Origin of the sequence: Shewanella sp. 38A_GOM-205m (assembly GCF_000518445.1) — a bacterium.
GTDB lineage: Bacteria > Pseudomonadota > Gammaproteobacteria > Enterobacterales > Shewanellaceae > Shewanella > Shewanella algae.
Window position 1 is genome coordinate 63,934 of sequence record NZ_JADP01000020.1, and the last position, 26,049, is coordinate 89,982.

Genomic DNA, 26,049 nt, shown 5'->3' on the forward strand with positions numbered 1-26,049 from the left:
CCTCCCCTTATGCCTTTTCCAGCTTCACACCTGTGGTGTGTACGTTCATACCGCACACAGGTGCAGTCACGTTGGGCAGCAGGTTGCCGCAGTGCACGCCCTTGCCGGTCGCCCGTGCCAGCTCCTTGTTCTTGGAGCCAAAGCCCATGTAGGCGAAAACAGTGTCGGGACGTATGCCCTTGGTCACCAGCGCATGGCCCTCTTCACTGCCGACACTGGAAGTGAGGCGAATGGCATCCCCATTCTCAATGCCATGCTTGGCGGCGGTGTCCGGGTGGATCCAGACGGCGTTGTCGGACATCAGGTTGGCCAGCATAGGCACATTGTGGGTCGCGCCATTGGTATGCACCGCCACCTTGCCCTGAATAAAGTAGAGCTCGTCCGGCTGTTTCAGGGTCACTTCGCGATAGGCGATAGTGCCGCGTCCAGGCGCCATGTCTTCCACCTTGGCGGAGGTCAGTTCAATCTTGCCGCTGGGGGTCTTGAACTTGAGCGCGCTGCCGTAAGTACCGTCTTCATCCACGGTTCTGGCGTTGGGGTATGCGGCAACAAAATCGGCCACCATCTTGGGTTCGCGCAGCATCAGCGGTTTGCCGTAGCTGACAAAGCCCTTGTCCTTGATGTGCTGTAGCAGCTGGGCGTCTTTATTCACCTGCAGGAATTGCAGGGTTTCCATGTTTTCCCAGGGATAGTACTGCTCCAGGCCCATCTCTATGCCCAGTTCACGGAAAATTTGCCAGGAAGGCTTGGCATCACCAATCACATCCACCACTTGCTGACGCAGGTAGTAGGCCGGGTTCTTGCCGGACTTGTCGGCCACCTCTTCATCCCGCTCCAGATAAGTACACTCGGGCAGTATGATGTCGGCCCAGGCGGCGGTTTCACTTATATAAACATCACAGGAAACCACAAACTCCATCTTCTTCAGGCTCTCAACCACCTTGGCGCGGTCGGTCATGGTCTGCATAGGGTTGGTGCGGCTCATGACCCAGGCTCGCAGTTGGTAAGGCTTGGCTTCCAGAGTCGCATCTATGATTGACTGATAGATACCACCGCCGGACCAGGCCATGGCAAACTGCTCATCCATCTGGTCGATGCGTTTGGCTTGCGGTTTGGGCAGTTTGACGCCCGGCTTACCCAGCTCGGGGGCCACAGCCTCACCGGCAAACTTGTTGTAGCTGCCGGCCTTCTTACCCATGTAGAGGCCACCCTTACGCTCCAGGTTACCAATCAGCACGTTGGCGGCATACAGCGCCCGACGCATATCGAACTCTTCCGGAGTGAAGGTAGATCTGTGGCCAAAGTCGACCACGGCATGGGGCGCTGCGGCGGCATACTCATGAGCAATACGGCGGATATCTGCGGCAGGTACGTCGGAAATTTTCTCAGCCCACTCAGGGGTGTAGGCTTTAACCTCGGCGGCAAAGGCCTCAAAACCTTCAACATAGCGCTCGATAAAGGCCTTGTCATAAAGGTTGTCGGCAATCAGCACATGGCACAGCGCCAAGGCCACGGCCACATCCGAGCCGGGACGAATGGCATACCACTCATCGGCCTTATCGGCCACCACAGAGAACCTAGGTTCAAACACCACCAACTTGGCGCCTTTGTCGGCCTGGGCCTTCATCAGGCCTCGGGTCTCGGACATATTGATCCCCTCATAGAGGTTATGACCGAAATTGATGATGTACTTGGAGTTGGAGAGATCCCGCTTTACCTTGGTGCCGAACATCGCCTTGGCGGCGACCACATAACCGCCCGGGCAAGTGGTGTTGTGGGTAAAGGAGTTGGGGCTGCCGTAAGCCTGCCCCAAATAGAACAGGTGTCCGGACAGCGAGCCTGACTTGGAGGAAAACGCCACGGCTTCAGGGCCATGCTCGGCTTTGATTTGATTCAGCTTGCTGGCGATGGTTTGATAGGCTTCCTGCCAGCTGATTTCGGCCCACTTGCCTTCGCCGCGCTCACCGACGCGCTTGAGTGGTTTGACAATCCTTTGTGGATCGTACAGCAGACTATGACCGGCGCCACCTCGGGCACAGACCTTGCCGCCGAATGATTTGGCTTCTTTGTTACCGCTGATAAAGATGTTTTTGCCATCAACAATCCGCGCCGAAATCGGGCAACGGGTTGAACACATCTCACACATACTGGCAATTTCTGTGGCACTGCCGGTCAGTGGGCTACGCCCCAAAGCCGCCAGCGAACCGGGCAGAACTCCGGCCAGGGCACAGGTTGCCCCTCCGGCTCCGGCCCCTTTCAGAAAGGTGCGCCTATCAAGCTCTATCATGGTTACCTCCATCCTCTCCCCCTTGGGAAAAGGTCGCTCACACAGGTTATTGTTTGAATTGGATTCCGCTTGACTACAGCGGCTTGAGCTCATTGTTTACCCATTAAATTTCTGTGGGTATTGTGGTAAACCACATAGGGGGAGCGAGTGTGATCCAGCCCCCGCAAAGACGCCGGAAAGGGCGTGAAAGTGTGAAGGGAATCCTGCCCCAGATTGATGAGAAAAGAGTCTGTAGACGCACCCCAAGAGTTAACAAATGCAACTTTAACCGCGACAAATATTCACAAACGTTAAGCTGATCACGCCTAAAAAACCGCTATAAATCCCACTCACGGCTTCTCTAACAGGTCAACAGATAAAGATTAAAAACAAAATAAATCAATATATTGCAAATATAAAACCACTCAATCCATTAGATTTATTTCAATGATATTTCTATCAATTAGATTATTTTCATGAAAGTGATCCAGTTCAAAGCTGACGCACCTCAGGATTGCTAAATTGACAACCGCAAGGACACATAAAATAACAGCCCATTAACGGAGCGGGCGGTCACCCCAGAGGAATAGATGATGAACACCAGCAGCAAACTCGGCCTTCTGCTTTTAGCCTGTGCATTGGCCACAGGCGCCACCGCAGCCGACGGCGGCAACCCCAAGAAAGGCAAACACCTGTACAAGAAAGTCTGTAAAGAGTGTCACAGCAAAGCAGGCATAGGCGGCGAACTGACTCCCATGAGCAAGACCATGAGCCAATGGGACAGATTCTTCGCCAGAGACAAACACAAAGCCAAACCCGAGGCGTTTCAGCCTTTAACTGAGCAGGAACTCAAGGATATTCAACAGTTCCTGTACGACCATGCCGCCGACTCGGATCAACCCCAGACCTGCGGTTGATAGCGCGGGAAGGTGCGAATAAGTCCTCGTGGCACTCTGGCTTGCACAGCAATTGGCGTTCAAGGCATCTGACTGAAGGCATGCCGGGGCATGTCGAAGTCGGATAACGCAGAGAGCCGGTTGCTGTGCAAGCCCCGAAGGGCGTGGCTTACAGGCCTGCGGTGTTGTGCTTCTTGCAAAGGACTAAGGCCATTTACTGCAAACCACGCCTTGCATCCAGGCCTGTAAGCCGACGCAGAGCACACATGGGACTTGTTCGCACCTTCCCATAATCATTAACAGTCAGTAAGCCAAGTATGGGGTTACCCCAGGGCTGCTTGCTGCCTGAAAACGACCGGCAAGGCCGGTCAGGAGAATCAACTATGCGTACTCTTATCGCACTGGCGGTGGCCCAGGCTCTGGGTTTGGCTCTGCTGGGCAGCCCCCAGCTTCAGGCCGGGGAACTGGATGACAGCACCAAGATCCGCGAGCTTAAACAGCAACTGCAGGAGATCACCGAAGAGCTGGATATACTCAACAGCCGGGTGGACAAGACAGAGCGGCACACGGCGCTCGATCGACTGGAGATCAGCGGCGACTTTCGCACCCGAGCCCACTCGCTGCACTATGGCAATGTCACCTGGCATCCGGCGATCAAGATGGACTTCAACGACTTCGGCGCCAAAGCCATGGCCGGCGAACTGGGCAACCCCATGGATCCCACCTCGCCCCTTGGCAAGATGATGGCCGCCAACCCTGAGCTGGGCAACGCCTTTGCCCAGGGACAACTGCAGGGCGTTATGCCCTATGTGCTGGCGCCTTATAGCAGTGGCGACATAGACAATGACATCTTCTACACCACCCGGCTGCGGCTCGATCTCAAGGCCAAGGTGTGGGACAACGTCAGCTTTGCCGGACGCCTGACCATGTTCAAGGACTGGGGCGATTCCACCGGTGTGCAGGTGTTTGATTCCTGGCGCTCTTTCACCATGGACGGCACCAACTCAGGCAACCCCAGCGGCGACTGGCTGCGGGTCGAGCGCGCCTACTTTGACTGGAAAAACATCGGCGGCAGCGAGTTTTATCTGTCTGTAGGCCGTCGCCCCTCCACCTATGGTCCGCCGAGCCACTACCGGGAAAATGAAAAGCGTGGCGGCACCCCTTCCGGGCACCTGGTCAACTTCAACTTTGACGGCGCCACTCTGGGCTACAAGCTTGGAGAGCTCACAGGGATAGAAGGCCAGGTGGTGCGTTTCTGTTACGGTCAGGGCTTTGAGTCCCAATGGGGCAATGGCGAGCTCTATGGCGATACCGTCAGCAAGGACACTCACCTGGGCGGTTTCAACATTGATGTGATCAACGACGGTAACCACTTCCTGCAACTGACCCTGTTTGCCGCGCGGGATATCAACGACGGCTTCAAGGGCACCATGGCCTTCCCCAACGAGTTGGCCGGGATTTTCGCCCCCACCCTCTACAGCGATCTGCAGAAATTCGACAACTTCAACTTTGTTACCCGGGTGCAACCCAGCGGGGTCATAGGCGACATGTACCTGGGCGGCCTGGGCTATGCCTATGAATCCGATGACGATCTCAAGCTGTTTGCCTCCTTCGGCTGGACCCGCGGCGAGAGCAACGGCAACGCCGGCATGTTCGGCGGCATGTTGACCGACGCCGTGTTCCAGGCAGAGCTCAACAGCAGTGGCGATGAACTGCTGATGGTGCCATCCAGCGCCGAGTCCGATGCTTCCCACGATGGTTACGGCATCTATATCGGCATGCAGATCCCGGCGCCTTACGGCAAGTTCGGTCTGGAATACAACTATGGCTCCAAGTACTGGACGCCCTTCACCCAGGCCCAGGACGACCCGGTCGGCAGCAAGCTGGCCACCCGCGGTCATGTGGCCGAGGCTTACTACATCTTCGATATCAACCCCAGGATGTTTATCAAGCTGGCGGGGCTCTACTACGACTATGAATACACTGGTTCGGGCACGCCCGTGGGTGCACCTGTAAAGGTGGATGAAGTGCTGGACGGCAACGCCTATTCGCTATTGCCCGTGGTGGATACGGCGCTGGATATCAACGCCTCACTGACAGTGAATTTCTAGGGAGGAACACAGATGAAAACATTTTATCTGCCATTTATAGCCACGGCACTCTGGCTCGGTCTCCTGAGCCCAGCCCAGGCCGGAGGCCCCCACAAAGAGGTGCTCAAGGGCCCTTTTAACACAGGCTCGGAAGTCACCCAAGCCTGCCTTGAGTGCCATGAAAAAGACGCCGATGACTTTATGCTGTCATCCCACTGGACCTGGGAACTGGAGCAGGAACTGCCCGGACGCACAGTCAAACGGGGTAAGAAAAACTCCATCAACAACTTCTGTGTTTCCATCGCCGGTAACGAACCGCGCTGTACCGGCTGCCATGCCGGTTACGGCTGGAAAGACAACAGCTTCGACTTCAAGGACAAGACCAAGGTGGACTGCCTGGTGTGCCATGACACCACGGGTACCTATGTCAAAGATCCCGTCGCGGCCGGAGAGGTATTCAAGACAGTGGATCTGCTGCGGGTCGCCCAGAATGTCGGCAAGCCGGTGCGAGATAACTGCGGCAGCTGCCACTTCTATGGCGGCGGCGGAGATGCGGTCAAGCATGGCGACCTCGACTCCTCCATGGCCTACCCGGACAAGGCCACGGATGTGCATATGGACAGCGATGGTAATGACTTCCAGTGTCAGGACTGCCACACCACCCAGAAGCATATGATCAGCGGTAACGCCATGGGTGTGTCCCCAGGTGGTGAAGATCATATCGGCTGTGACAATTGCCACGACAGTGCGCCACACGGCAACAAACAGCTGAACAAGCACGCGGCGACCGTGGCCTGTCAGACCTGCCACATTCCCTTCTTTGCCCGCCATGAACCCACCAAGCTGCACTGGGACTGGTCAACTGCCGGTGAAGACAGGGAAGAGAGCCTAGATCAATATGGTCGTCACAGCTACGCCAAGAAAAAGGGCAGCTTCGTTTGGGGCAAGATGGTCAAGCCCAGCTACGCCTGGTACAACGGCCGCGCCGATGCCTATATGGCCGGTGACAAGATGGATCCCGAGCAGGTCACCCGTCTGACCTTCCCCCTGGGTGACATTCAGGATCCCAAGGCGAAGATCCACCCCTTCAAGGTGCACACAGGCAAGCAGGTGTACGATAAGGTCAACAAGGTGCTGCTCAATCCCAAGACCTATGGCAAGGGCGGTTTCTGGTCTGAGTTTGACTGGGATAAGGCGATTCGCTTAGGGATGGCCGCCAGTGAGCCCATGCAGGCCAAGGGCATCAGCTACAGCGGCCAGTACGGCTTTGCCCAAACCGAAATGTGGTGGCGTATCAACCACATGGTCTCGCCCAAGAGCGAAGCGCTCAAGTGCGCCGACTGCCACAACGGCGGCGACCGCCTCGACTGGCAGGCACTGGGCTATGAGGGCGACCCCATGAAACACAAAGGCGGCGCTCGCCACGCCCGTTGATCAGATTCAGGCAAGCCCTGAAGACCGGCTCCCGCATCTCCCTGCCTCCCGGGAGCCGGTCACTCTCTCATCTGTTACTCTCTCATCTGCCACTCTCTCATCTGTTACTCTCCAAATGAGATGCCACTTATCCCCAAAAAAGACATTTAGACCCAGAATCGGGCCAAAGTGTCCAAGCGGCACTACACTGAATTAGACTATGACGGTAAATTCGGGTCATTGATGATGCAACTCCCTACAAAAAATGGCATTTTTCTTGCGTTGTCTGGGCATCCTTTTCTGTGGCAAGTGCAATGACAACAAACGGCAAGACTTTTTCCTCATTAAACCGCTCCCTGGGCGAGCTCAGCGGCGCCTTTGCCGATCTGGGAACCTTTCTTCCTCTGGTGCTTGGGCTGATCGCCCTGAATCAGTTTTCTCCCCAAGGCATTTTTCTCGGTTTCGGTCTCTTTGCCCTGGCCACCGCTCTGTTTTATCGCCGCCCCATTCCCGTGCAACCCATGAAAGTGATTGCCGCCCTGGTCATTGCCCAGGGGCTGACACCCGGCATGATGCAAGCCAGCGCCATGCTGATGGGAGTAATACTGCTGTTACTGGCGGCCTCCGGCGCCATCAGTTGGCTGTCGCGGCAAATATCCCAGGCTGTCAGTGTCGGTATCCAACTGGCCATAGGGCTGCAGCTGTTGTGGATGGGTTTCAAGATGATGGCCGACGAGCCTGTGCTGGGATTCGGCGCCTTCGCACTGATTTTCTTTGCCCGCTTTATCCCGCTGCGCTATCTGGCCATGCCCTTGGTGATCGCCCTCGGCATGCTGTGGCAATACCAGCAAGGCGGCAGCGACAGCAGCTTTGTGTTCAACAACACGCCTTGGCACTTGAGCTGGCCCGAGTTAAATGACTGGGGCGCCGCGGCGACCCTGTTAGTGCTGCCGCAACTGGCGTTGACTTTGACCAATGCCGTTATCGCCACCTCAGTAATGGCCAAAGAGAAGTTCCCCGAAGACAGCAAGCGTTTCAGCCCCAAGGCCTTTGCTACCAGCTCTGGCCTGGCCAACCTGCTGCTGAGTCCCTTCGGTGCTTCGGCCATGTGCCACGGTGCCGGTGGGTTGGCGGTGCAATACCATTTCGGTGCCCGCCACCTATGGGCGCCGCTGATCTTCGGCGGCAGTTGCCTGCTGATCGCTCTCTCCTGGGGGGAAAACGTGGCCTGGCTGCTGAGCCTTATTCCGCTGGCTATTCTCGGTAGTCTGCTGTCCACCGCCGGCTTGCAGTTGGCCTGGTCCAAACGCCTCTTGGACGGCAAGCCTTTCTGTATCTTTGTTATCCTGGCGACCGCTGTGGTGAGCCTGGCCGTCAATGCCGCCGCCGGTCTGGCTGTAGGTGTGGTGCTGGAATTCGGCCGCCGCCAGTGGCAAACCCTGAGCGCACTGCGCTGATCTCAATCCACAAAGCCACCATCCCGGTTCAAACTGAGCCCGGGATGGTGGCTTTAGAGTCGATGGCAGGCGTTATCTGCCGGGCCACTTAGCCTGCCGGAAAGCGTCGCGGCGGATTAAGCGGCACATCGTTTTGGCTCAAGGCCCACCTGGCAATCTCATCCTTACGCATAAAACCGACATCTGCATGAGACTTGGCGTACTCAAGGAAGGAATTGAGTGCGCTGACGATTCCGGGAGCACCGCCTATCCTGTCGTGAACACTGATGGACATCATGCGTCTGCGGTCTGCCCCTTCGAGATAGAGGCAGTCAAATTCATCCTTGAGTTCCTGCAGGAAGGCCGCGGCTGTCATGGCTGTATTGCCGCCGAAGCGGCCTATATCGTTGTTGCGCAGGCTATAGGGCACCACGGCAAACGGCTTTCCTTTGACAGGGATCAGCGACGGCTCGTCGCGGCCCAGATCATCTATGTGGTAGATAAAACCGAGCTGCTGCAGTATCTCCAACGTCTTGGGGGTATGCCGCATCCAAAAGGCGTTGAACCCCAACGGCCGCTGGCCGGTGATCCGCTCAAGAGTGGCAATACTCTGCTCATAGGAGCCGCGCTCTTCGGCTTCACTCATGCTGTACTGCGGCGTCCAACTCTGACCATGGCCGGAGATCTCATGACCATGCTCGGCTACGGCTCTGGCAAGCTCAGGAGCCAGTTCGGCAGCCCGCCCCACCATGTGCGACGTCACCTTGATACCGTGTTTGTCCCACAGCCGCAAAAGCCGGGGGATCCCCTCATTCATGCCGTAGGCGTACCATGTCGGCGTGATGGTATCAACATAACCCGGCTCCATGGGGGGAAACGGCCCTTCGGCATTTGCCCCTTGGGCTCCCGCTTCAAACTGCATTGAGATGGAGATAACCAGGCGCTCACCATTGGGCCAGAAATGGCGCTTGCCTGCTGGGTTATTTTTGCCATCAGCGGCCGCAGCCCCTGGAAGCAACATGGGCGTGCTCATGCCACCAGCGGCAACGGCGGTTTGACTTAGACCCAAACCGGCAGCCAGAGCGCCGCCGGCCATTAAAAATTGTCTGCGTGAATGCATACTCTTTGCTCCTTAAGGCTTGAGATTCATCTGGGAGAAAAGACTCTGATAGTCTTCCAGATGCCAGTTGTCTGTAATACGGCCTTGCTTAACCCGGTAGAGATCCACCGCCTGAAAATTTATCGCCTGCCCCTGACCCTGCAGTTCGCCAAATTGGCCACTGAAATGACCACGAAACCTCAGACGCACAGTGACATAGTCATCGGCCACCAGGAGATGCTCAATCTCAGCACTGAGATCCGGCACCGCCCGTCTGAAGCCCTCTGATGCCTGTAATACCCCGCCAAGTCCCTGGGGCCGCCCGCTTGGCAGCGTACGATCGACAAAGTGTTCACTCAGGGCTGCACGGGCAAAGGCCGGATCGCCACTGTTCCAAAATGCGGCGTAAAGACGGGCCGCCTGAACAATCTCGGCCTCAGCCTGACTGCCATCTGTCACCAGAACCTTGGGCACAGGCAGGTTTGTTGCCAAAGCAGCCGGTCTGGCCACTACTGATGCAGCACTTAAGGCCAGAGTACTACAGAGCAAGGCCGGCCAAATGGCGGCGCGGCTCAAGGCCCGAGACGCATTGAGCGCCGGGCTTTCCCGCTTCATTGACCCACCTCAAGAGGCTGCAACGCCGGATAATCTGTGTATCCCTCGGCGCCGCCTCCAAACAGTGGGCCAGTGCCGAGCGGCGCCAGCGGCTTACCGAGCTGTAAACGTTTGGGCAGATCCGGGTTGGAGATAAAGGGGCGGCCAAAGGCCACCAGATCGGCATAGCCTTGCTCCAATACTGTCTCGGCGCGCTCGAGATCGTAGCGACCGGCCACTATGATGCAGCCTGGAAAGGCATGACGCAGGCTGCGACGAAAGCTTTCGGGAATCTCAGGCGCATCGTCCCAATCGGCTTCAGACAAGTGCAAATAAGCGACTCCTCGCTTGTTAAGCTCGGCCGCCGCCAGGAGTATGGTGTCAACGATTTCCGGGCAAGCCATATCCTTAAAGGTGACATAGGGCGCCAGGCGAATCCCCACCCGCTCCGGGCCTATGCGTTTGGCGATGGCATCTACCACCTGCAGCAGGAAACGTACTCTGTTGGCCTTAGTGCCGCCGTAAGCATCGTTACGCTTATTGGAGTTGGTTCGCAGAAACTGATCGATCAGATAACCGTTACCACCATGTACCTCAATGCCATCAAAACCCGCTTCAACGGCATTGACTGCGGCATTGGCAAAATCATTCACAACCCGGTCGATATCAGCCTGGGTCATGGCTCTGGGTTCCGGACAATCCACCATCTGGCCGCCATCACTGCCGTTTGAAACCCACACCTGAGTCGCCGTCGGTGCTATGGCCGAAGGGGCTATCGGCGCATCTCCCTTCTGGAACACGGGGTGAGACACCCTGCCAACATGCCAAAGCTGATTGAAGATTCGTCCCCCGGCGTCATGCACGGCGCGGGTAACCAAACGCCATCCCTGCAGCTGCTCTTGGGTGTAGACCCCGGGTGTAAAGGAATAGCCCTGGCTGTCGTCGGAAATCTGGGTGGCTTCTGTGATGATAAGCCCTGCCGAGGCGCGCTGACGGTAGTATTCCGCCATCATGGCATTGGGAATATTGCCCGGTTGACTGGTGCGCGAACGCGTCATGGGGGCCATGACCACCCGATTGGACAGATACAATCCCTTGAGGGAATATGGAACGAACAGTGACATATGAAACTCCTGATGACTGAATGGCGAGCTCGCCGGAACACTTCACAGGCTCATTGTCTATCTTTCGAACTTGATTGATAATTGGGCTATTACTTAACTTATTTTCAAATAATTTTTGAATGTATCATCTCAATGATCTGCAACTGGCCTTACGGGTGGCCGAACTTCAGAGCCTGTCTGCCGCCGGACGCGAGCTGGGCATGACCCCGGCCGCCGCCAGTGCCGCACTGCAGCGGCTGGAAAAGAAGCTGGGCAGCCAGTTGTTTGCCCGCTCCACCCGGCGACTGCAGCTCACCGAAGAGGGACAAGTGTTTGTCGATGCCGCCCGTCAGGCGATGGGGCTTTTGGACAATGCCGCCATGGCGTTGGCGGAAAGCCGCGGTGAGCTCAAAGGGGAAGTCAGGTTGGCACTGCCTTCGGACTTGGGCCGCAGCCTGATACGTCCCTGGCTGGACCAACTGATGGTCGGGGCGCCCGAGTTGTCACTGCAGTATTTCTTCGGCGATCAGCTGACAGATCTCATCGGCCAGAATGTTCACCTGGCGCTGAGGTACGGCCATTTGAGCGACTCCAGCCTGATGCGGCGGCATCTCTTGTATGTGCACAGGGTAGCGGTGGCCTCGCCTGAGTATCTGGCCCAATATGGTCGGCCCAAGACGCCCCATGAACTGAGCCAGCATAAGGTGCTGATCCTCAATCGTGGCGGTGAGCCTTGGCAACGCTGGGGCTTCACGGAAGCCGGTAACCCATTGGCCGTCGAGGTGAAAGGCAGGCGAATAGCCAATGATGGCGCCGTCATTCGCGACTGGGCCCTGGAGGGCCAGGGCATCGCCTTCAAGAGCTGGTTGGATGTCGCCGAAGATGTGCATGCCGGGCGGCTGATTAACCTTTTTTCGCCCCAGCAATGCGAGACTGTGCCGCTGCAAATCCTGTACCTGCATACCGACTACCCCAGCTTCAAGGTGCGGCGGGTGATAGATTTTCTGGCCGACAGGTTTCAGACATTTGAGCGGCGCTTTCCGTTGATTTGAACCGAGCCCATTCTAGCGCAGCGTTGCCGGGATTAGCGCCGGGCTTTCTATTCGCTCGGGGCTTTTTTCTCGCTCAGGGCTTTTATTCGCTCAGGGCTGTTGCCCCCAGAGGCAGCCACACCCGCACTCGGCAGCCGCGGCACTCGCGGCGGTTTTCCAGCTCCAGATGACCATTATGCTGGGTCACCACGTCGCGGCAGATAGCCAATCCCAGCCCCAATCCATCCTCCTTGGTGGTGGCGAAAGACAGCATTAATTCCGCCGCCGAGGCGCTCAACCCCGTGCCTGTATCCAAGAGCTCCAACAGCAACCACTCTCCCTTGGTCCCAGCGGCTGGGGGCGCGGCCTGATAGTCGAGTTTGAGTTGGATCTCCCGTTTACCCGATACTGCATCCAAGGCATCCATGGCATTTTTCAGCAGGTTAACCAGCATCTGACTCAGCCCCACTGCATCCCCCAGCAAGGGCCGCTCCGGCCCGCGACGACTTATTTTGAGCTCGACGCCCTGCTGCTCCATCGGCCGCTGAAACAGCGCCAGTGCATCCCTGAGCAGCGACTCTATCACCACAGGCTCAGATTCGGCCCGGCGCCGACGCAACAAGCCGCGAATACGATGCACCACGGCCCCTGCGCGGATAGACTGATTATTGATCTTGGTCAGCACCTCACGCATGGCATCGGCGCGCTCGCCACAGCCCTCGGCGGCGCGCTGCTCCAGCACCATCATGGCGCCTTCGCTGTATTGGGTAATGGCGGCAATCGGCTGGTTGAGTTCATGCGCCAGCCCGGCACCAATTTCGCCCAGAATAGCGGCACTCTGCATTCGTTCCAGTTGCAACTCTTTATCCCGCAGTTGTCGCTCTGTTGCCAGCAAGAATTCACTCTTCTGGCGGAACTTGTACTCCAGCCACAGGTGGTAGAGAGTGGAGATCAGAAACAGTAACAGCAGCGCTCCGCCCCACTCCTTGTTCTTGCGTACCCAGTCGATGGCAGCTTCATACAAAGGGGGTGGGCCGCCGTGGAGATCCAGCTCCTCATACAGCTTGATCACTTTGAGCTGACTGATAGGAGCTGTCCAGCCCATGGTGTCGGCCTTGATCGCTGCTTCAGAGTCGGAAGGCAAGTCGAACAGCGCCCGGGTCACCGCCTGGGTGATATGGCTGGGCACCAGGTCAGAGGCGGCAAATGACCAGTTGGGATAGAGGGCACTGCTGGTTTCACAGTCATAGCCCTCTGGCTTGACGCCGTTGATCACCCGATAGTCCTGGCGCTGCACCAAGCCGGTTTCCACCATCTCTTCCAGGGTACAGAAGGGGGTGATGGCGGCATCCACTGTGCGGTCACGCACCTGGTAAACCAGAGGCTCCAGCGGAAACCCCAGAAAACGCACCTCACCGAAAAAACGCTTGGCGGCAAAGCCACGCTTATTCAGCAAGCCTACTGTCGCCTGATATCCCCCCAGCGCCTGAGGATCGCTGGCCACCACAGTGGCGCCGCGCAGCTCCTCAATATTACGCACCGGGCTGTCGGCCCGCACTATGATCGCCGAGCTGATGGCAAAGGTGGTTCCCTGATGCTTACGGCTGCGCATGGTGGCCAGCCAGGACAGGGGTAACTTGCTGCTGAGGCTAAGATACTGCCCCGGGTTGGTCACAATAAAGTGGATCCTGTGCTCCAGCAGTTGCTGGCTCATTTGATCAAAGGTCAGCGGCTCCACCTCGAAACGATTGCCGGGCAGCTGTTGGCTGAGATAACGCATCATGGGGCGCCATCTCTCTTTTGCCTGGGCAACCCCGTGATTGGCCAGTACCCCGACCCGGAACACAGCCTCTATGGGCTCGTCACCCATTTCGGCATCGGTCGCCGGTTCATACAGTTGCGCCGAAGCCGAAGCACACCCGGCCCCCAACAACAGTATCAAGATTAATATTCTGGCCATTCCAACTCCCCTTTCATCCATGAAGATAAGCTAATACAGACGGCGAAAAAATAACTTGATGGAGGGCAAATGTCGGCCAACACCTCAGTGATCTGGCTCTAAAAGCCAACAACCGGGTTTGAGCCCAGTCGCGACAAAGATTAGGATTGGCTTATTCACTCGAGAGAGGCAAGTATGTGACTGACATAGCGCTTTATTTGGTGGACGACGATGCCGCCGTTCGGGATTCACTCGGCTTTATGCTAAGCCAGTTCGGTTACCGGCTGCAAGCCTTTGACAGCGGCCAGGCATTTCTCCAGGCCGCCGAATTGGAGGCGCCTGGCTGCGTAATCCTCGACAGCCGCATGCCGGAACTCACCGGCCAGCAGGTACAGCAGAGATTATTGGAGACCAACAGCCCCTTGGGGATCATCTTTCTCACCGGCCATGGCGATCTGCCGATGGCCGTTGATGCCTTTCGTCAGGGAGCCTGCGACTTTTTCCAGAAACCGGTTGCCGGCAAGGCGCTGGCCGCCGCCATCGAAAAAGCCTTCGACTACAGCCTCAAGACCCATGAACAGCAGCAACTGCAGCAGAAATACGCCACCCTGACCGAGCGGGAGCAGCAGGTACTGCAGCTGCTGGTGCAGGGAATGACCAATAAACAGATGTCCGAAGCTCTCTATCTATCGCTGCGAACCATAGAAGTGCATCGCGCCAAGATCATGAAAAAGCTTGGTGTTCACAGTATTGCCGAACTGATTAAGTTCACCCCCTTGGTTTGACCCTCTCCCGGGTGCGACAGCTTGTCGCACTTTGGCTGTTTAGCTTTGCCCCATCCGCGCACAAGACCCAAAATGGGTCATTCAAAACAACCAAAATCAATAAGATATGCGCTTTTCACCTTCTCCTCTCGCTCTGGCTTTACTGCCAATAATCGGTCTGGGCTCAGCCGCCAAGGCCAGTGATTCTCCCATGGAAGTGCTGGTGGTACGCGGCAGCGTACAGAGCAGCGTGCTGCAGACCTCGCCTGAAGCCACCGCGCCCAAGGCCGATATCAGTGGTCTGCTCAAGTCACTGCCCGGCGCCAACGTCAACAGTAACGGCCCGCTTACCGGCATAGCCCAGTATCGTGGCCTCTTTGGCGATAGAGTCGAAACCCAGGTCGGCGGCATGAGTATGGCCGGTGCCGGTCCCAACGCCATGGATACCCCCCTGAGTTATGCCGTACCTGTGATCACAGAGCAGTTAGAGCTGGATCGCGGCATAGCCCCGGTCGCCAGCGGCGTCGATACCTTGGGTGGCAGCATCCGGGTAGTGGAGTCCCAGGCACGTTTCGATGAAGTCAGCGGCCTGGTCAGCGGTCAATACCAGCACAATGGCGAGCAGAGCCGCATCGGCGTCAAGAGCAACTTCGGCGGCGAGCGGCAGGCACTCATGCTGTATGGCGACTTGTTCAAGGGCAATGATGTGCCCGAAAGCGGCGATAACCACCCACTGCTGCCAGGGGTCTACGACAAGCAAGTGTTCGGTGGTGAATACAGGTTCAACCTGGCCGACAGCAACGCCGATGATGAGTCGATAGCCTTCTCGTTCCAGCATCTGGAAACCACAGATGCCGCCACCCCGGCGCTGCCGATGGATATCGACTATATCCGCACCGACAGGTTCAAGCTCAGTGGTGAGCACCTGCTGGCCGATTGGCAAACGCGCTGGCATCTGGGCTACAGCGATGCCCGTCACGGCATGGACAACTTCAGTCTGCGAATGAAAATGCCTACCATGGCACCGCGCTACACCATAGCCGACTCCAAGAGCTTCGACGGCCATTGGCAAATGGCGAAAGACAGCTGGGAATTTGGCTTGGATTGGCGCCATGCCGAACACGACACTGTGGTGACAGACCCCAGCAACAGCAAGTTCCGGGTGGATAACTTCAACGGTGTCAACGACAGTGTTTACAGCCTCTACGCCCAATGGCAGCAGGATTTTGGTCGTTGGAGCTGGCAACTGGGCAGCCGGGTGAAACACTACAGGTTTGATGCCGATCCCGTGAGTCACTCTATGGCGGCCATGAAACCGGCAATCAAGACCCTAATGGACAGATTCAATCAGGCCGATCGCAGCCAAAACGATACCGGGCTGGACTTGGTGATCAACGGCCGCTTCGAAATCGACAGTGAGCTGGATGCCATAATCGGCCTGGCGCGTAAACAGGCCAGTGCCAGCTATCAACAGCGCTATCTCTGGGTACCGATGCAGTCCACCGGTGGCCTGGCCGATGGCCGCACCTATGTGGGCCAGATGGACTTGGATCTGGAAACCGCCTGGCAACTGGAGCTGGGGCTGGATTTACACCGTCAGGATTTCAACCTGACCCCTAGGGTGTTTGTCCAAAGGATAGACAACTATATTCAGGGCCTGCCCACGGATGACCCCGCCGTTATCGCCGCCGGCGATGCCAACACTTTGGTGTTCAGCAATACCGACGCCCTGCTCTACGGCATGGATGTCAACGCCCACTGGCAGTTGCATGAACAGTGGAGCCTGGATCTGCAGGCAGCCTATACCTATGGTGAGCGCCGCGACGTGGAAGACAAGCTATACCGTATCGCCCCACCCAACCTGACTCTGGGACTCAACTGGGATCAGGGCAGCTGGTTTGCCCGCCTGGAGACAGTAGCGGTTGCCACCCAGGATAAGGTGTCGGCCACTCAGCTGGAGCAGGAAACTGCAGGCTACGGCTTGGTGAATCTGGCGGCCGGTTACCGCGGTGACAGCTTTATGCTCAAGGCCGGGGTCGATAACCTGCTGGACAGAGAATATGTCGATCATCTCGCCGGTTATAACCGGGTAATGGGCGGTGATATCGCTGTTGGCGAGCGCTTGCCACAACCCGGTCTCAACGCCTGGGTCATGGGCGAGTACCGTTTTTAAGGGCGCCCCGGTTGCCCGCTTAAGGGTTCATCCTCACCGTGCTCCCGCAGGCCGTTGAGATTTCCACTGCAATTGAACCTGCCCCGGCCTTTTCTCGTCTCGAAAGGCCGGGATTTTTTTAAGCAACAGGCTTCTTGGCCAGCTTGCGTTGCAGGGTGCGGCGATGCATTCCCAACTGGCGGGCTGTGGCCGAGACATTGCCCTTATTGGCATTGAGCACCTGCTGAATATGTTCCCACTCCAAGCGCTTGGGGTGCAGCGGGGTTTCATCAGGCAGGGATGAAGCCGTGTGGGATTTAGGCTCGACTTTGAGTGCCGCCAGCAGTGTTCGGGTGTCGGCCGGCTTGGCCAGATAGTTGTCTGCCCCCAGCTTCACCGCCTCCACCGCAGTGGCTATGCTGGCAAAGCCTGTTAGCAGCACAATACAGGCCTTGGGCAAGCTGGCTCGCAGCGGCACTATCAGGTTGAGGCCGTTGCTTTGCGCCAATTTCATATCCAGCAACACATGGCTCGGTTGCCAGCTACGGGCGCTGAGCAGTGCTTGGCTGGCATCTTCGGCATGGCAGCACTCGAAATCATGCCGCTGCATACGCCGCTTCAGAATGGCTGCCAGCGCCAGGTCATCTTCAACTATCAATAACCGCTTCATGCCGCATCTCCTTTACCGGCAGAAACCGGCAATAAGGGCAGACTGATACGCGCCTCACAGCCCTGTGGGCCGTTGTGCAACACCAGCTCGCCCCCCAGCTTCTCTAGGCTGGCGTGACTCAAGAGCACGGCAACCCCCATACCTGTGCGGCTCGCCACCGGCATCAGCCCAAGCTCGCCCAAGAGATGCGCCTCTATACCGCGGCCATAATCCTTGATGTTAATTTCAAGCCGAGTGTCACCTAGGGAGTCGAAGCCAATTTCAACCTTAGGCTCGCCTGTATTGTTGAGGCTGGCCTTGGCGGCGTTATCCACCAGCGCCAGCAGCGCCGGCAATAGACTGGCATCTGTGATAATTTCACGTTCAGTCAGGCCTGCGGGCAGGGTGAGGCTGAAATCCACCTCGGGCATCAACAGCATGAGTTGCTGGCGCATATTTTGCCCCAGTGCCGCCAATGTCACGGCCTGGCGGCGACGTTCACGAATCGATTCGGTGGCGCGGCGCAGTTCATTGAGAGTGACTTCACAGCGGGACAGCGCTTGGCCCATTTGCGCCTGCGCCTCGGCATCCAGGCCCTCTTCCATGGCTTCATCCAGCAGTAATCTCAGGCTCGCCAGCGGCGTTGCCAACTGGTGTGCCATCTGCGCCGAAGCTGTGCCCAACGCCAGCAGTTGTTCCTGCCGCAGCTGATTTTCCCTCAGCCAACCAAGCTCGGTATCCTGGCGCCGCAGACGACGGCTTATCAGAGCGACACTGGTGGTCAACACCAGTGCCGATACCACAAAGTTAAGCCACATCCCCAGGAAGTGAGAGCTCATATCCATGCCGTGATGGCGCATATGCCCTTCCGGCAAGCTCAAGATCATCAGGCTGTAGGCCAGGGTCGACAGCGCCGCCAGGCTCCAACTGCCCCAGGCGGGCAAGGTGACCGCCGCCAGCGCAATCGGCACCAGCAGCAGCGAAATAAAGGCATTGGTGGCCCCACCGGAAAACCACAGCCAGGAGATCCAAAACAGGGTATCCAGCAACAGGGCGATAAAGATACCGGCACTCTGGCGATAGAGGGGATGACGCAGCCACAGGGTCAAGGCCAGATAGGCGCTTTCCAGCCCAAACACCCACCACAAGGGTTCAGGCTGCAGCGTCAGGCCAAAGGCATCGCTGCCGAGCAGGGTCAGCCCCAGTTGCAGCAGCAACCCCAAAACCCGCAGCAACGCCAGTTGATCGGCCGCCGCCAGGCCACCGGTTCGACCAAATATGCCATCCATTCCCATCCGGGTGCTTTTCATTCGTCTATTATCCGAAAACCTGCAAAGGCGTTGAGGCGGCAGATATGCCAAGTTGGCTGTGGTGTCACAAGACTCAGGGATATCAATGCCTACCGCTATCGCCTTGGCACAGCTGCTTTACATCATTAACAAGGCTTCACATTTTAGGGACTTTTCAAAGCCAAAGCACTTGTTTACCCTGTGGATTCACCTTTTTTCATTCCTGAGAGGCTGCAGAACCCGCCGATGACCACTTCCTCTTCCTTGCCGCTGATCCTGGCCGGCCCGATATTGCGCCACTGCGACCGGGACCATTTCACCCTCTGGTGGGTCAGCAGCAAGCCGTTGAGCCCGCAATTGACGCTTAAGTTGAGTCACAAGTCGGCGCCCTTGCCGTTGAATGAAGAACAAGTGCACAGAGTACAACTGGGCGAACATGCCTGGCAGTATCTGCTGCACCTGGAGGTTCCCGGATTGCTGCCCCAAGGGCAAGCCGTGGGTTACAGCTTGGAAGATGCCGATGGTCAGTCGCTGTTCGCCGATATCGAAGGCCTGTGTTATCCGGATAAATCCACCCCCGAACTGGTGCTGCAGCCCAGGCTGGATCGTTTGCTGCACGGCTCCTGTCGCAACCCGCATCATCACAGCGGCGACGCACTGGTGGCGGCCGATACTCTGCTGGAGCAGAACAATGCCCCTGCCGAGCGACCGGCGCTGCTGATGTTGAGCGGCGATCAGCTCTATGTCGATGATGTGGCTGGCCCCACCCTGGTGGCCATTGCCCAGGTAATAGCGCTGCTGGGACTGAAACAGGAGAACTTTAGTGACGCCCCGCTCAAAGACTCGGCGCAGATAGATTATGGCCCAGACTCCCTCTACCTGCGGCCAAAGCAGCTCTTGCCCCGAACCCAGTATCCGGCCAAGACAGCACTCTGGCGCTGGTATATCAACCACCCCATATTCACCTCCTCGATGGCAGAAAACCATCTGCTGAGCTTCGCCGAAGTTACTGCCCTGTATCTTTTAATCTGGTCGCCGGAACTGTGGCAGCAACTGGAACTGCCGCAACAGTTGCCCGGGCTGAGCGGTAAACGGGCACAGGAGTGGCAGACCCAGTGGCAACATCTGTTGGAGTTCAAGGCTGGCCTTGGCAAGGTTAGGCGCCTTTTGGCGCATCTGCCTACCTATATGATTTTCGACGATCATGACATTACCGACGACTGGAACCTGACGGCCCGCTGGGAAGAGGCCGCCTATGGCCACGCCTTCTCCAAGCGCATCATAGGCAATGCCTTGCTGGGTTACACCCTGTTTCAGGCTCTCGGCAATCAACCCAAGAGGTTTACCGACTTTTTCGAAGAGCTGAGCGGCCTCTATCTGGCCGACAGTGAGCGCCAGGATGCCCTGATAGACAAGTTGCTCAAGTGTGAGAACTGGCACTACACCCTGGATACTCAACCCAGAATGGTGGTACTGGATACCCGTACCCGCCGCTGGCGCAGCGAATCCAACCTGGCCAAGCCTTCCGGGTTGATGGATTGGGAGGCGCTGATGGATCTTCAGCAGGCACTGCTGGGGCAGGATAAGGTCATCATAGTGTCGGCGGCACCGATTTTCGGGGTCAAACTGATTGAGGCGGTGCAGCGCACGGCCACCCTGATCGGAGCTTCGCTGCTGGTGGACGCCGAAAACTGGATGGCGCACCCCGGCGCCGCCAACGCCCTGTTGTCGATCTTCATGCACAGACGTACCCCGCAGGAGTTTGTGATCCTCTCCGGCGATGTGCATTACTCCTTTGCTTATGACATAGGGATCCGCTTTCGCCGTGCCAGTCCCAACATTTACCAGATCACCGCCAGCGGCATCAAAAATCAGTTCCCGGAAAAGCTGCTGCCTGTGTTTGATAAGCTCAACGGCTGGCTCTATGGTCATTTCTCGCCGCTCAATCTGCTGACCAAACGCAAACGTATGTCGATCCGCGGGCGCCGCCCCAATGGGGAACGCAGCAAGCGCCTGGTCAACCAAAGCGGTATCGGCCTCCTGGAACTGGCAGAAAACGGCGCCCCCCAGCGGATAGCCGTACTGCATGCCGATATGAGCCTGACCGAGTTTCAAGCGCCCAAAGAGAGCCGCGACTGACAAAGGCTCAAGCTTGCTCACCTGCCTTTGGAGTCGTTTTCGGCGGATTGATATCAGGAGTGGTTATCGTCTCCTTGACAACTTCCGAGGCACAGGCGTCTGGATAAAGCTCATCATAGACATCCAGCGCCCTATCACGGAAAGAAAGCACGATGTAACCTATCAGCAACTCCAGTGCAATCACCACAACACCATACCAAGAGCCAAACAACTTAAGGAACAGATCCCAAAGCTCAGCGGTATCACCGCTCTTGATCGCGATACCGGCCAAACCGGACAAGGGCAAGATCAATATGGTTACACCAAAAGCAGTCAACAGATTAGTACTTATTTTAATTAAGGTTTCCGCATGTACTTCTCTGGCTTTACGACTCCTTTGCTCCACTTTCATTTGTCACATCCTTTTATTGACCTAATACAATCAAAATAACTGTTACTTTGGCTAATGTTAACCATCTCTAGCAAGTACAGCACCCACCTCTCGACTGCAATACAACACACTGAATGGCTACCTGCTCCAATTCATATGTTCCCATTGAAGTAATGGCGCGTTGCCCGGCTTATGGCATACTCAGGCGAAACCACCTTGGGAGCCTAAGATGCATCTGTGTCACTGCCAACTTGAGCAACATGGCGAAGCGATACGCGCCATCTTCAACCATGCCATTGCCCATACCACAGCCCTTTATGAATACCAGCCAAGGAGCGAACAGCAGATCCGCGATTGGTTCGGCGCCAAACAGCAAGGCAGTTGGCCAATTCTGGGCGCCGAGGATGAGCAGGGGCAACTGTTGGGATTTGCCAGCTTAGGCCCGTTTCGCGGCTATCCGGCCAACCTCTACTCGGTGGAACACTCTGTGTATGTGCACCCGGAGCATAGAGGCAAAGGGGTGGCGCGCTTTCTGATGCAGCATTTGATAACCCAGGCCCGGGAGCGCGGCATGCGCACCATGGTGGGCGCCATAGATGCCGGAAACCAGGCCAGTATTGCCCTGCACCTGAAGTTGGGGTTCAAGCACTCAGGCACCCTGCCCCAGGTGGGCTATAAGTTCGGCCGCTGGCTGGATTTGGCGTTTTATCAGCTTATGCTGCCGGGACCTGCCGAGCCCAAAGAGAACTAAGGAAGGTGCGAATAAGTCCCATGTGTGCTCTGCGTCGGCTTACAGGCCTGGATGCAAGGCGTGGTTCGCAGCAAATGGCCCTAGTCCTTTGCAAGAAGCACAACACAGCAGGCAGGCTTGTAAGCCACGCCCTTCGGGGCTTGCTCAGCAACCGGCTCTCTGCGTTATCCGACTTCGACAGGCCCCGGCATGCCTTCAGTCAGATGCCTTGAACGCCAATTGCTGTGTAAGCCAGAGTGCCACGAGGACTTGTTCGCACCTTCCCTCCCCCTTTCGGGCACGAGCCGATTTTCGTCTTATACCCCTGAAAAAATTCATCATTCCCGGGCAATCCGCCAGCGGCCATCTACACTTATTCAAGCGTATTTGCGAATAAGGGAACCCGATTAGATGACACTGGATTATATCGCACTGGGGCTGCTGATCTTTGTCGCCCTGGTGATCTTCTACGGGGTGATAGTGATCCACGACATCCCCTACGAGCTGGCCAAGAAACGTAACCACCCCCATCAGGACGCCATTCACTACGCCGGCTGGGTGAGCCTGTTTACCCTGCATGTGCTGTGGCCGTTTCTGTGGATCTGGGCCACACTCTGGCGCGAGGACCGGGGTTGGGGCTTTGACAAAATTCAACAGGAGCAGCAATCACTGCACCATGAAACCGTACTCTTGGCGCAGCAGTTGGAGCTATTGAGTGAAAAAGTCGCCGCCCTGGAAGCCCAAAAGCATGCCGCAGAGGCTCTTGCAGCGCCGAGTGCCCAAGTCCAAGTCCAAGTCCAAAGCCAAAACCAAGCCCCAACCAAAGTCCAAACATCTTCAGAAGAGCCCCCAGCCGACCCCAAACCCACCAGCGGCGTGAACTTGGATACGGCAGCAGACTCGACCGACATTCCAGGTACAGATAATCAGACCCAAAGCAATAACAAGAATGGGGAGAACAGATAAATGGATCTCTTGCTTATCCTCACTTACACCGCCATCTGTGTCGCCATCTTCAAGATTTTCCGCATTCCACTCAACAAGTGGAGCGTGCCCACCGCCGTGCTCGGCGGAGTAGTGCTGATAGGCACCTTGATTTTGTTGATGAACTACAACCATCCCCATACCGCCATGGGCAGCCAGATGTATGTTACCACCCCGCTGATCCCCTCGGTGCGCGGCAAGGTCATAGAAGTGCCCGTCATCCCCAACAAACTGCTGAAAGAGGGCGAGCTGCTGTTCCGGGTCGATCCGACTCCTTATCAGACAGAAGTCACCCGGCTGGAGGCCAGCCTGGAGCAGGCCAAACAGGCGGTATTGGGGCTGGACGCCGCCTATAAGGCCGCCGAGGCCAGTCGCATCAAGGCCGAGGCCGAACGGGACAGAACCCAACTGGAATATGAGCGCTACCGCCGCGGTTTTGAAAAAGGCGCCTTCACCCGTGCCGATGTCGACAACCGTCGTCAGTACTATCTCGGCGCCCAGGCCTCAGTAGAGGCGGCCGAGGCCGAAGCCCGGCGCGCCAAGCTGGCACTGGAAGCCGAGTATCAGGGGCAAAACACCCAGGTGGCCGAAATTGCCGCCATGTTGGAAAAAGCCAGATTCAATCTGGAGGAAACCAGCATGCGCGCCCCCTCAGACGGTTATGTGACCCAGTTGACCCTGAGACCGGGAATGATGGTGGTGCCCATGCCCCTCAGGCCTGTGATGACCTTTGTCCATCAGGAGGAGCGCTTTTTTGTCGGCGCCTTTAGGCAAAACTCGCTGCTGCGGCTGAAACCCGGTTTCAAGGCCGAGCTGATCTTCCGCGCCCTGCCGGGCAAGGTGTTTCAAGCCGAAGTTGTCGAAGTACTGCCGGCCATAGGCGAGTCTCAGGTGCAGGCGCAGGGGCAGCTCTATGGCTCGTCACAAATTCGCCTCAACGGCCGGCCACTGGTGAAACTCAAGCCGCTGGATGATCTGAGTCAGTATCATTTGCCACTGGGCACCAATGTGGAGATCGCCATCTATTCCGATAGCTTTGAGCATGTATCAATCATGCGTAAGGTATTGATAAGGATGAAAAGCTGGCAGAACTATCTCTATCTGGATCACTGATATTCCTTATCGACGCGCAAGCCTTTGGCAAGAGTAAAAAGCCCCGGGAACACTCCCGGGGCTTTTTTGTATCCCATCTCAGCCTCAGCCGATGGCGGCCTCGGGAGCCGCCTGGAAGCGCCTGGCGTGATAGAGGCAGAAGAGTGCAAACCAAGCGGCACTCACCAGGAAACCGGCCAGGGTGGAATGCAGCAGCCCCATGGCCAGATACCCCAGCGCCGCCCCGAAGGCGACGGTCAGGGCATAAGGCAACTGGGTCAGCACATGATCTATATGGTGACAGCCGGCGCCGGTGGCCGACAGAATACTGGTGCTGGAGATGGGCGAACTGTGGTCGCCAAACACAGCGCCGGCCAGCACAGCCGACAGCATGGGCAGCAGAAGTTGGATATCGCTGGCGGCGGCCATATCTCCGGCGAGTGGCAACATGATACCGAAAGTCCCCCAACTGGTGCCTGTGGCAAAGGCCATGGCGCAGGAGAGCACAAACACCACCACAGGCAGCAGCCCTGTGGGCAGATTGCCGTTAGCCAGGCTGGCGAGATATTTGCCGGTTTCCATGTCACGCACCACGGCGCCTATGGTCCAGGCAAACAGCAGTATGTTGATCGCCGGCAACATGGCCATGACCCCTCTGGGGGCGGCACGCAGCCAAGTGGATATCCCAAGGCCGAGGCGCAGAGCCAACAGGCCAGACACCGCCAGGCTGCAAAGGGCGCCGTAAACCAAAGACGAACCCACATTGGTATGTTCAAAGGCGCCCAGCACACTGAAGGCCCGACCATTGGCGGCCAATACCTGGGCCCCGGAGTCCAGCATGAAATAGATACTCGCCGCCGTCAGTGTCACTATCGGCAACACCATATCCAGCATGCCGCCGCGGCTGTCGGCCGGGGCTTCCATATCCAGCCCTATTGGCCTGCCCTTGGATTCATCCCAGAGCTTGCCTTCGAGCGCCCGCTGCTCATGCTGTCGCATCGGCCCAATATCCAGTTGGAAGGCGATGACCACCACCACCATGATCAGGGTAAATACCGCATAGAGATTCATGGGGATCATCTGCACAAAGGCGGCGATCGGGCTCTGGTCTGTCACCCCATGGGCCACGAGTATGCCGCCCACCAGGGCAATGATATAGGCCCCCCAGGAGGAGATGGGCATCAATACGCACACGGGCGCCGCGGTTGAGTCCAGCAGATAGGCCAACTTGGCGCGGGAGATCTGGAATCTGTCGGTCACAGGGCGGCAAATGGGCCCCACCGACAAGCTGTGGAAGAAGTCGTCAATAAAGAAGGCAAACACCATCAAGCCGGTGAGCGACTTGGCACTCTTGCGGCTCTGGCAGCGCCTGGCGGCCCATTCGGCGAAGGCCCGGGTCGCCCCCGAGGCGGTCATCAAGCTGATAAGCCCACCCAGCAGCAGCATAAACAGCAGCATATTCAGGTTATCGCTGTTGGGAGCACCATCGACCCAGAAGATTTTCAGCACACTGTCAAACAGGTAACGCAGCGATTGCAGCGGTGAAAACTGCTGTAACATCAGGCTGCCGGCGACTATGCCAACCCCGAGGGAGAGCAGTACTCTACGGGTGATGATCGCCAGCGCAACCGCCAGCAGAGGAGGAACTATGGACCAGGGAGAGTCCGCAAAATGCATGATATTCATGATCTCTTTACACCTAAAACAACTAAGGTGGAGATCTACCGATAGGATCGAAGAAACTCAGACCAAGGAGGGCAGAAACTTCTCAGCTCCTTCAGGTAGCGCTCCATAGTGGATGACTATGGCAGTCCTGCACCTGTTAGATACAGAACCAGCAGCTAGGTTTGATGGCCTGGCTACTTCGGCGCCGACTCCTTTCCCCGGGCCTCAAAGGCATCACCCTCTTCCCGGTTACTCTTAGGCAGCGCGCCTCTACTCAAAGGTATTCGACTGGCATTCTAACTATCACGGCCCCAATAGCAAGCCGGATTGTGCCTCTGGCGGTAAATA

The 26,049-nt window shown here is 57.1% G+C and carries 19 protein-coding genes, 1 pseudogene and 1 riboswitch; of the genes and pseudogenes, 11 read left to right on the top strand and 9 right to left on the bottom strand.

All coding sequences use genetic code 11. The features are described from left to right. Positions 1-7 precede the first annotated feature (7 nt). Positions 8-2,287 (bottom strand): thiosulfate reductase PhsA, encoded by a 2,280-nt coding sequence (phsA, locus tag N512_RS0113200; RefSeq protein ID WP_028780636.1) that lies wholly within the window; start codon positions 2,285-2,287, stop codon positions 8-10. Positions 2,288-2,856: 569 nt separating this feature from the next. Between phsA and N512_RS0113205 the strand changes: the two genes are divergently transcribed. From N512_RS0113205 to N512_RS0113220, 4 genes are all read left to right on the top strand, one after another. After that, positions 2,857-3,183 carry a c-type cytochrome gene (locus N512_RS0113205; RefSeq protein WP_025010197.1) on the top strand — a complete coding sequence of 109 codons (327 nt, stop codon included), beginning with the start codon at positions 2,857-2,859 and terminating at the stop codon, positions 3,181-3,183. 362 nt (positions 3,184-3,545) lie between these two features. Continuing rightward, on the top strand, positions 3,546-5,273 hold the full coding sequence (locus N512_RS0113210) for a DUF3373 domain-containing protein (RefSeq protein ID WP_028780637.1): 1,728 nt from the start codon (positions 3,546-3,548) through the stop codon (positions 5,271-5,273). Between the two features lie 12 nt (positions 5,274-5,285). Beyond that, positions 5,286-6,686 (top strand): tetrathionate reductase family octaheme c-type cytochrome, encoded by a 1,401-nt coding sequence (locus N512_RS0113215; protein WP_028780638.1) that lies wholly within the window; start codon positions 5,286-5,288, stop codon positions 6,684-6,686. Positions 6,687-6,979: 293 nt separating this feature from the next. After that, the gene (locus N512_RS0113220) at positions 6,980-8,122 is read left to right on the top strand and encodes a putative sulfate/molybdate transporter (RefSeq protein ID WP_028780639.1); all 1,143 of its coding nucleotides are present in this window, start codon (positions 6,980-6,982) and stop codon (positions 8,120-8,122) included. An 88-nt stretch (positions 8,123-8,210) separates the two neighbouring features. Here the strand turns inward: N512_RS0113220 and N512_RS0113225 are convergent, their stop codons facing one another. The 3 genes from N512_RS0113225 to N512_RS0113235 are packed head-to-tail and all read right to left on the bottom strand — an operon-like array spanning position 8,211 to position 10,918. After that, positions 8,211-9,221 (bottom strand): polysaccharide deacetylase family protein, encoded by a 1,011-nt coding sequence (locus N512_RS0113225; RefSeq protein ID WP_025010201.1) that lies wholly within the window; start codon positions 9,219-9,221, stop codon positions 8,211-8,213. Between the two features lie 12 nt (positions 9,222-9,233). Then, on the bottom strand, positions 9,234-9,815 hold the full coding sequence (locus tag N512_RS0113230; RefSeq protein ID WP_081737168.1) for an ester cyclase: 582 nt from the start codon (positions 9,813-9,815) through the stop codon (positions 9,234-9,236). Further along, positions 9,812-10,918, bottom strand: a complete 1,107-nt coding sequence (locus tag N512_RS0113235) for an alkene reductase (RefSeq protein ID WP_028780641.1) — start codon at positions 10,916-10,918, stop codon at positions 9,812-9,814. Before N512_RS0113235 ends, N512_RS0113230 begins: the two co-directional genes overlap by 4 nt. A 119-nt stretch (positions 10,919-11,037) precedes the next feature. Here N512_RS0113235 and N512_RS0113240 point away from each other — a divergent pair, with 119 nt between their 5' ends. Further along, a complete protein-coding gene (locus N512_RS0113240; RefSeq protein ID WP_028780642.1) occupies positions 11,038-11,949 on the top strand; it encodes a LysR family transcriptional regulator in 912 nt (303 codons plus the stop codon). A gap of 82 nt (positions 11,950-12,031) precedes the next feature. Here N512_RS0113240 and N512_RS23035 read toward each other — a convergent pair whose 3' ends face one another. Beyond that, a complete protein-coding gene (locus N512_RS23035) occupies positions 12,032-13,798 on the bottom strand; it encodes a sensor histidine kinase (protein ID WP_101058637.1) in 1,767 nt (588 codons plus the stop codon). 236 nt (positions 13,799-14,034) lie between these two features. Between N512_RS23035 and N512_RS0113250 the strand changes: the two genes are divergently transcribed. Both N512_RS0113250 and N512_RS0113255 read left to right on the top strand, forming a co-directional pair. Further along, positions 14,035-14,652 (top strand): response regulator transcription factor, encoded by a 618-nt coding sequence (locus N512_RS0113250; protein WP_269319541.1) that lies wholly within the window; start codon positions 14,035-14,037, stop codon positions 14,650-14,652. Between the two features lie 106 nt (positions 14,653-14,758). Continuing rightward, positions 14,759-16,804 carry a TonB-dependent receptor gene (locus N512_RS0113255; protein ID WP_028780644.1) on the top strand — a complete coding sequence of 682 codons (2,046 nt, stop codon included), beginning with the start codon at positions 14,759-14,761 and terminating at the stop codon, positions 16,802-16,804. A gap of 118 nt (positions 16,805-16,922) precedes the next feature. Here N512_RS0113255 and N512_RS0113260 read toward each other — a convergent pair whose 3' ends face one another. Both N512_RS0113260 and N512_RS0113265 read right to left on the bottom strand, forming a co-directional pair. After that, on the bottom strand, positions 16,923-17,453 hold the full coding sequence (locus N512_RS0113260) for a response regulator transcription factor (RefSeq protein WP_025010206.1): 531 nt from the start codon (positions 17,451-17,453) through the stop codon (positions 16,923-16,925). Further along, positions 17,450-18,742, bottom strand: coding sequence for an ATP-binding protein (locus N512_RS0113265; RefSeq protein ID WP_371873755.1), 1,293 nt, complete (start codon positions 18,740-18,742; stop codon positions 17,450-17,452). The genes N512_RS0113260 and N512_RS0113265 overlap by 4 nt, the downstream gene beginning before the upstream one ends. A 225-nt stretch (positions 18,743-18,967) precedes the next feature. Here N512_RS0113265 and N512_RS0113270 point away from each other — a divergent pair, with 225 nt between their 5' ends. Then, the gene (locus tag N512_RS0113270) at positions 18,968-20,860 is read left to right on the top strand and encodes an alkaline phosphatase D family protein (RefSeq protein WP_028780645.1); all 1,893 of its coding nucleotides are present in this window, start codon (positions 18,968-18,970) and stop codon (positions 20,858-20,860) included. Between the two features lie 7 nt (positions 20,861-20,867). On the opposite strand, the gene N512_RS0113275 is transcribed toward N512_RS0113270, so the two are convergent. Beyond that, the gene (locus tag N512_RS0113275; RefSeq protein WP_025010208.1) at positions 20,868-21,251 is read right to left on the bottom strand and encodes a hypothetical protein; all 384 of its coding nucleotides are present in this window, start codon (positions 21,249-21,251) and stop codon (positions 20,868-20,870) included. Positions 21,252-21,459: 208 nt separating this feature from the next. Here N512_RS0113275 and N512_RS0113280 point away from each other — a divergent pair, with 208 nt between their 5' ends. The 3 genes and pseudogenes from N512_RS0113280 to N512_RS0113290 all read left to right on the top strand — a co-directional run bounded on the left by N512_RS0113280 (position 21,460) and on the right by N512_RS0113290 (position 24,057). Further along, positions 21,460-21,981, top strand: a complete 522-nt coding sequence (locus N512_RS0113280; protein WP_028780646.1) for a GNAT family N-acetyltransferase — start codon at positions 21,460-21,462, stop codon at positions 21,979-21,981. Between the two features lie 390 nt (positions 21,982-22,371). Continuing rightward, positions 22,372-22,606: pseudogene (locus N512_RS24395) on the top strand (DUF3302 domain-containing protein); the annotation flags it as partial. Between the two features lie 320 nt (positions 22,607-22,926). Further along, positions 22,927-24,057 (top strand): HlyD family secretion protein, encoded by a 1,131-nt coding sequence (locus tag N512_RS0113290; protein ID WP_028780647.1) that lies wholly within the window; start codon positions 22,927-22,929, stop codon positions 24,055-24,057. 84 nt (positions 24,058-24,141) lie between these two features. Here the strand turns inward: N512_RS0113290 and N512_RS0113295 are convergent, their stop codons facing one another. Next, positions 24,142-25,722, bottom strand: a complete 1,581-nt coding sequence (locus N512_RS0113295; RefSeq protein WP_028780648.1) for a Na+/H+ antiporter NhaC family protein — start codon at positions 25,720-25,722, stop codon at positions 24,142-24,144. Between the two features lie 88 nt (positions 25,723-25,810). Then, positions 25,811-25,982, bottom strand: a riboswitch (Lysine riboswitch). Positions 25,983-26,049: the final 67 nt, after the last annotated feature.

Bases quoted from the DNA above. Each gene is read 5' to 3' on its own strand.
- phsA (WP_028780636.1), bottom strand. From the start codon at position 2,287: ATGATAGAGCTTGATAGGCGCACCTTTCTGAAAGGGGCCGGAGCCGGA.
- N512_RS0113205 (WP_025010197.1), top strand. From the start codon at position 2,857: ATGATGAACACCAGCAGCAAACTCGGCCTTCTGCTTTTAGCCTGTGCA.
- N512_RS0113210 (WP_028780637.1), top strand. From the start codon at position 3,546: ATGCGTACTCTTATCGCACTGGCGGTGGCCCAGGCTCTGGGTTTGGCT.
- N512_RS0113215 (WP_028780638.1), top strand. From the start codon at position 5,286: ATGAAAACATTTTATCTGCCATTTATAGCCACGGCACTCTGGCTCGGT.
- N512_RS0113220 (WP_028780639.1), top strand. From the start codon at position 6,980: ATGACAACAAACGGCAAGACTTTTTCCTCATTAAACCGCTCCCTGGGC.
- N512_RS0113225 (WP_025010201.1), bottom strand. From the start codon at position 9,221: ATGCATTCACGCAGACAATTTTTAATGGCCGGCGGCGCTCTGGCTGCC.
- N512_RS0113230 (WP_081737168.1), bottom strand. From the start codon at position 9,815: ATGAAGCGGGAAAGCCCGGCGCTCAATGCGTCTCGGGCCTTGAGCCGC.
- N512_RS0113235 (WP_028780641.1), bottom strand. From the start codon at position 10,918: ATGTCACTGTTCGTTCCATATTCCCTCAAGGGATTGTATCTGTCCAAT.
- N512_RS0113240 (WP_028780642.1), top strand. From the start codon at position 11,038: ATGTATCATCTCAATGATCTGCAACTGGCCTTACGGGTGGCCGAACTT.
- N512_RS23035 (WP_101058637.1), bottom strand. From the start codon at position 13,798: ATGGGTGACGAGCCCATAGAGGCTGTGTTCCGGGTCGGGGTACTGGCC.
- N512_RS0113255 (WP_028780644.1), top strand. From the start codon at position 14,759: ATGCGCTTTTCACCTTCTCCTCTCGCTCTGGCTTTACTGCCAATAATC.
- N512_RS0113260 (WP_025010206.1), bottom strand. From the start codon at position 17,453: ATGAAGCGGTTATTGATAGTTGAAGATGACCTGGCGCTGGCAGCCATT.
- N512_RS0113265 (WP_371873755.1), bottom strand. From the start codon at position 18,742: ATGAAAAGCACCCGGATGGGAATGGATGGCATATTTGGTCGAACCGGT.
- N512_RS0113270 (WP_028780645.1), top strand. From the start codon at position 18,968: ATGACCACTTCCTCTTCCTTGCCGCTGATCCTGGCCGGCCCGATATTG.
- N512_RS0113275 (WP_025010208.1), bottom strand. From the start codon at position 21,251: ATGAAAGTGGAGCAAAGGAGTCGTAAAGCCAGAGAAGTACATGCGGAA.
- N512_RS0113280 (WP_028780646.1), top strand. From the start codon at position 21,460: ATGCATCTGTGTCACTGCCAACTTGAGCAACATGGCGAAGCGATACGC.
- N512_RS0113290 (WP_028780647.1), top strand. From the start codon at position 22,927: ATGGATCTCTTGCTTATCCTCACTTACACCGCCATCTGTGTCGCCATC.
- N512_RS0113295 (WP_028780648.1), bottom strand. From the start codon at position 25,722: ATGAATATCATGCATTTTGCGGACTCTCCCTGGTCCATAGTTCCTCCT.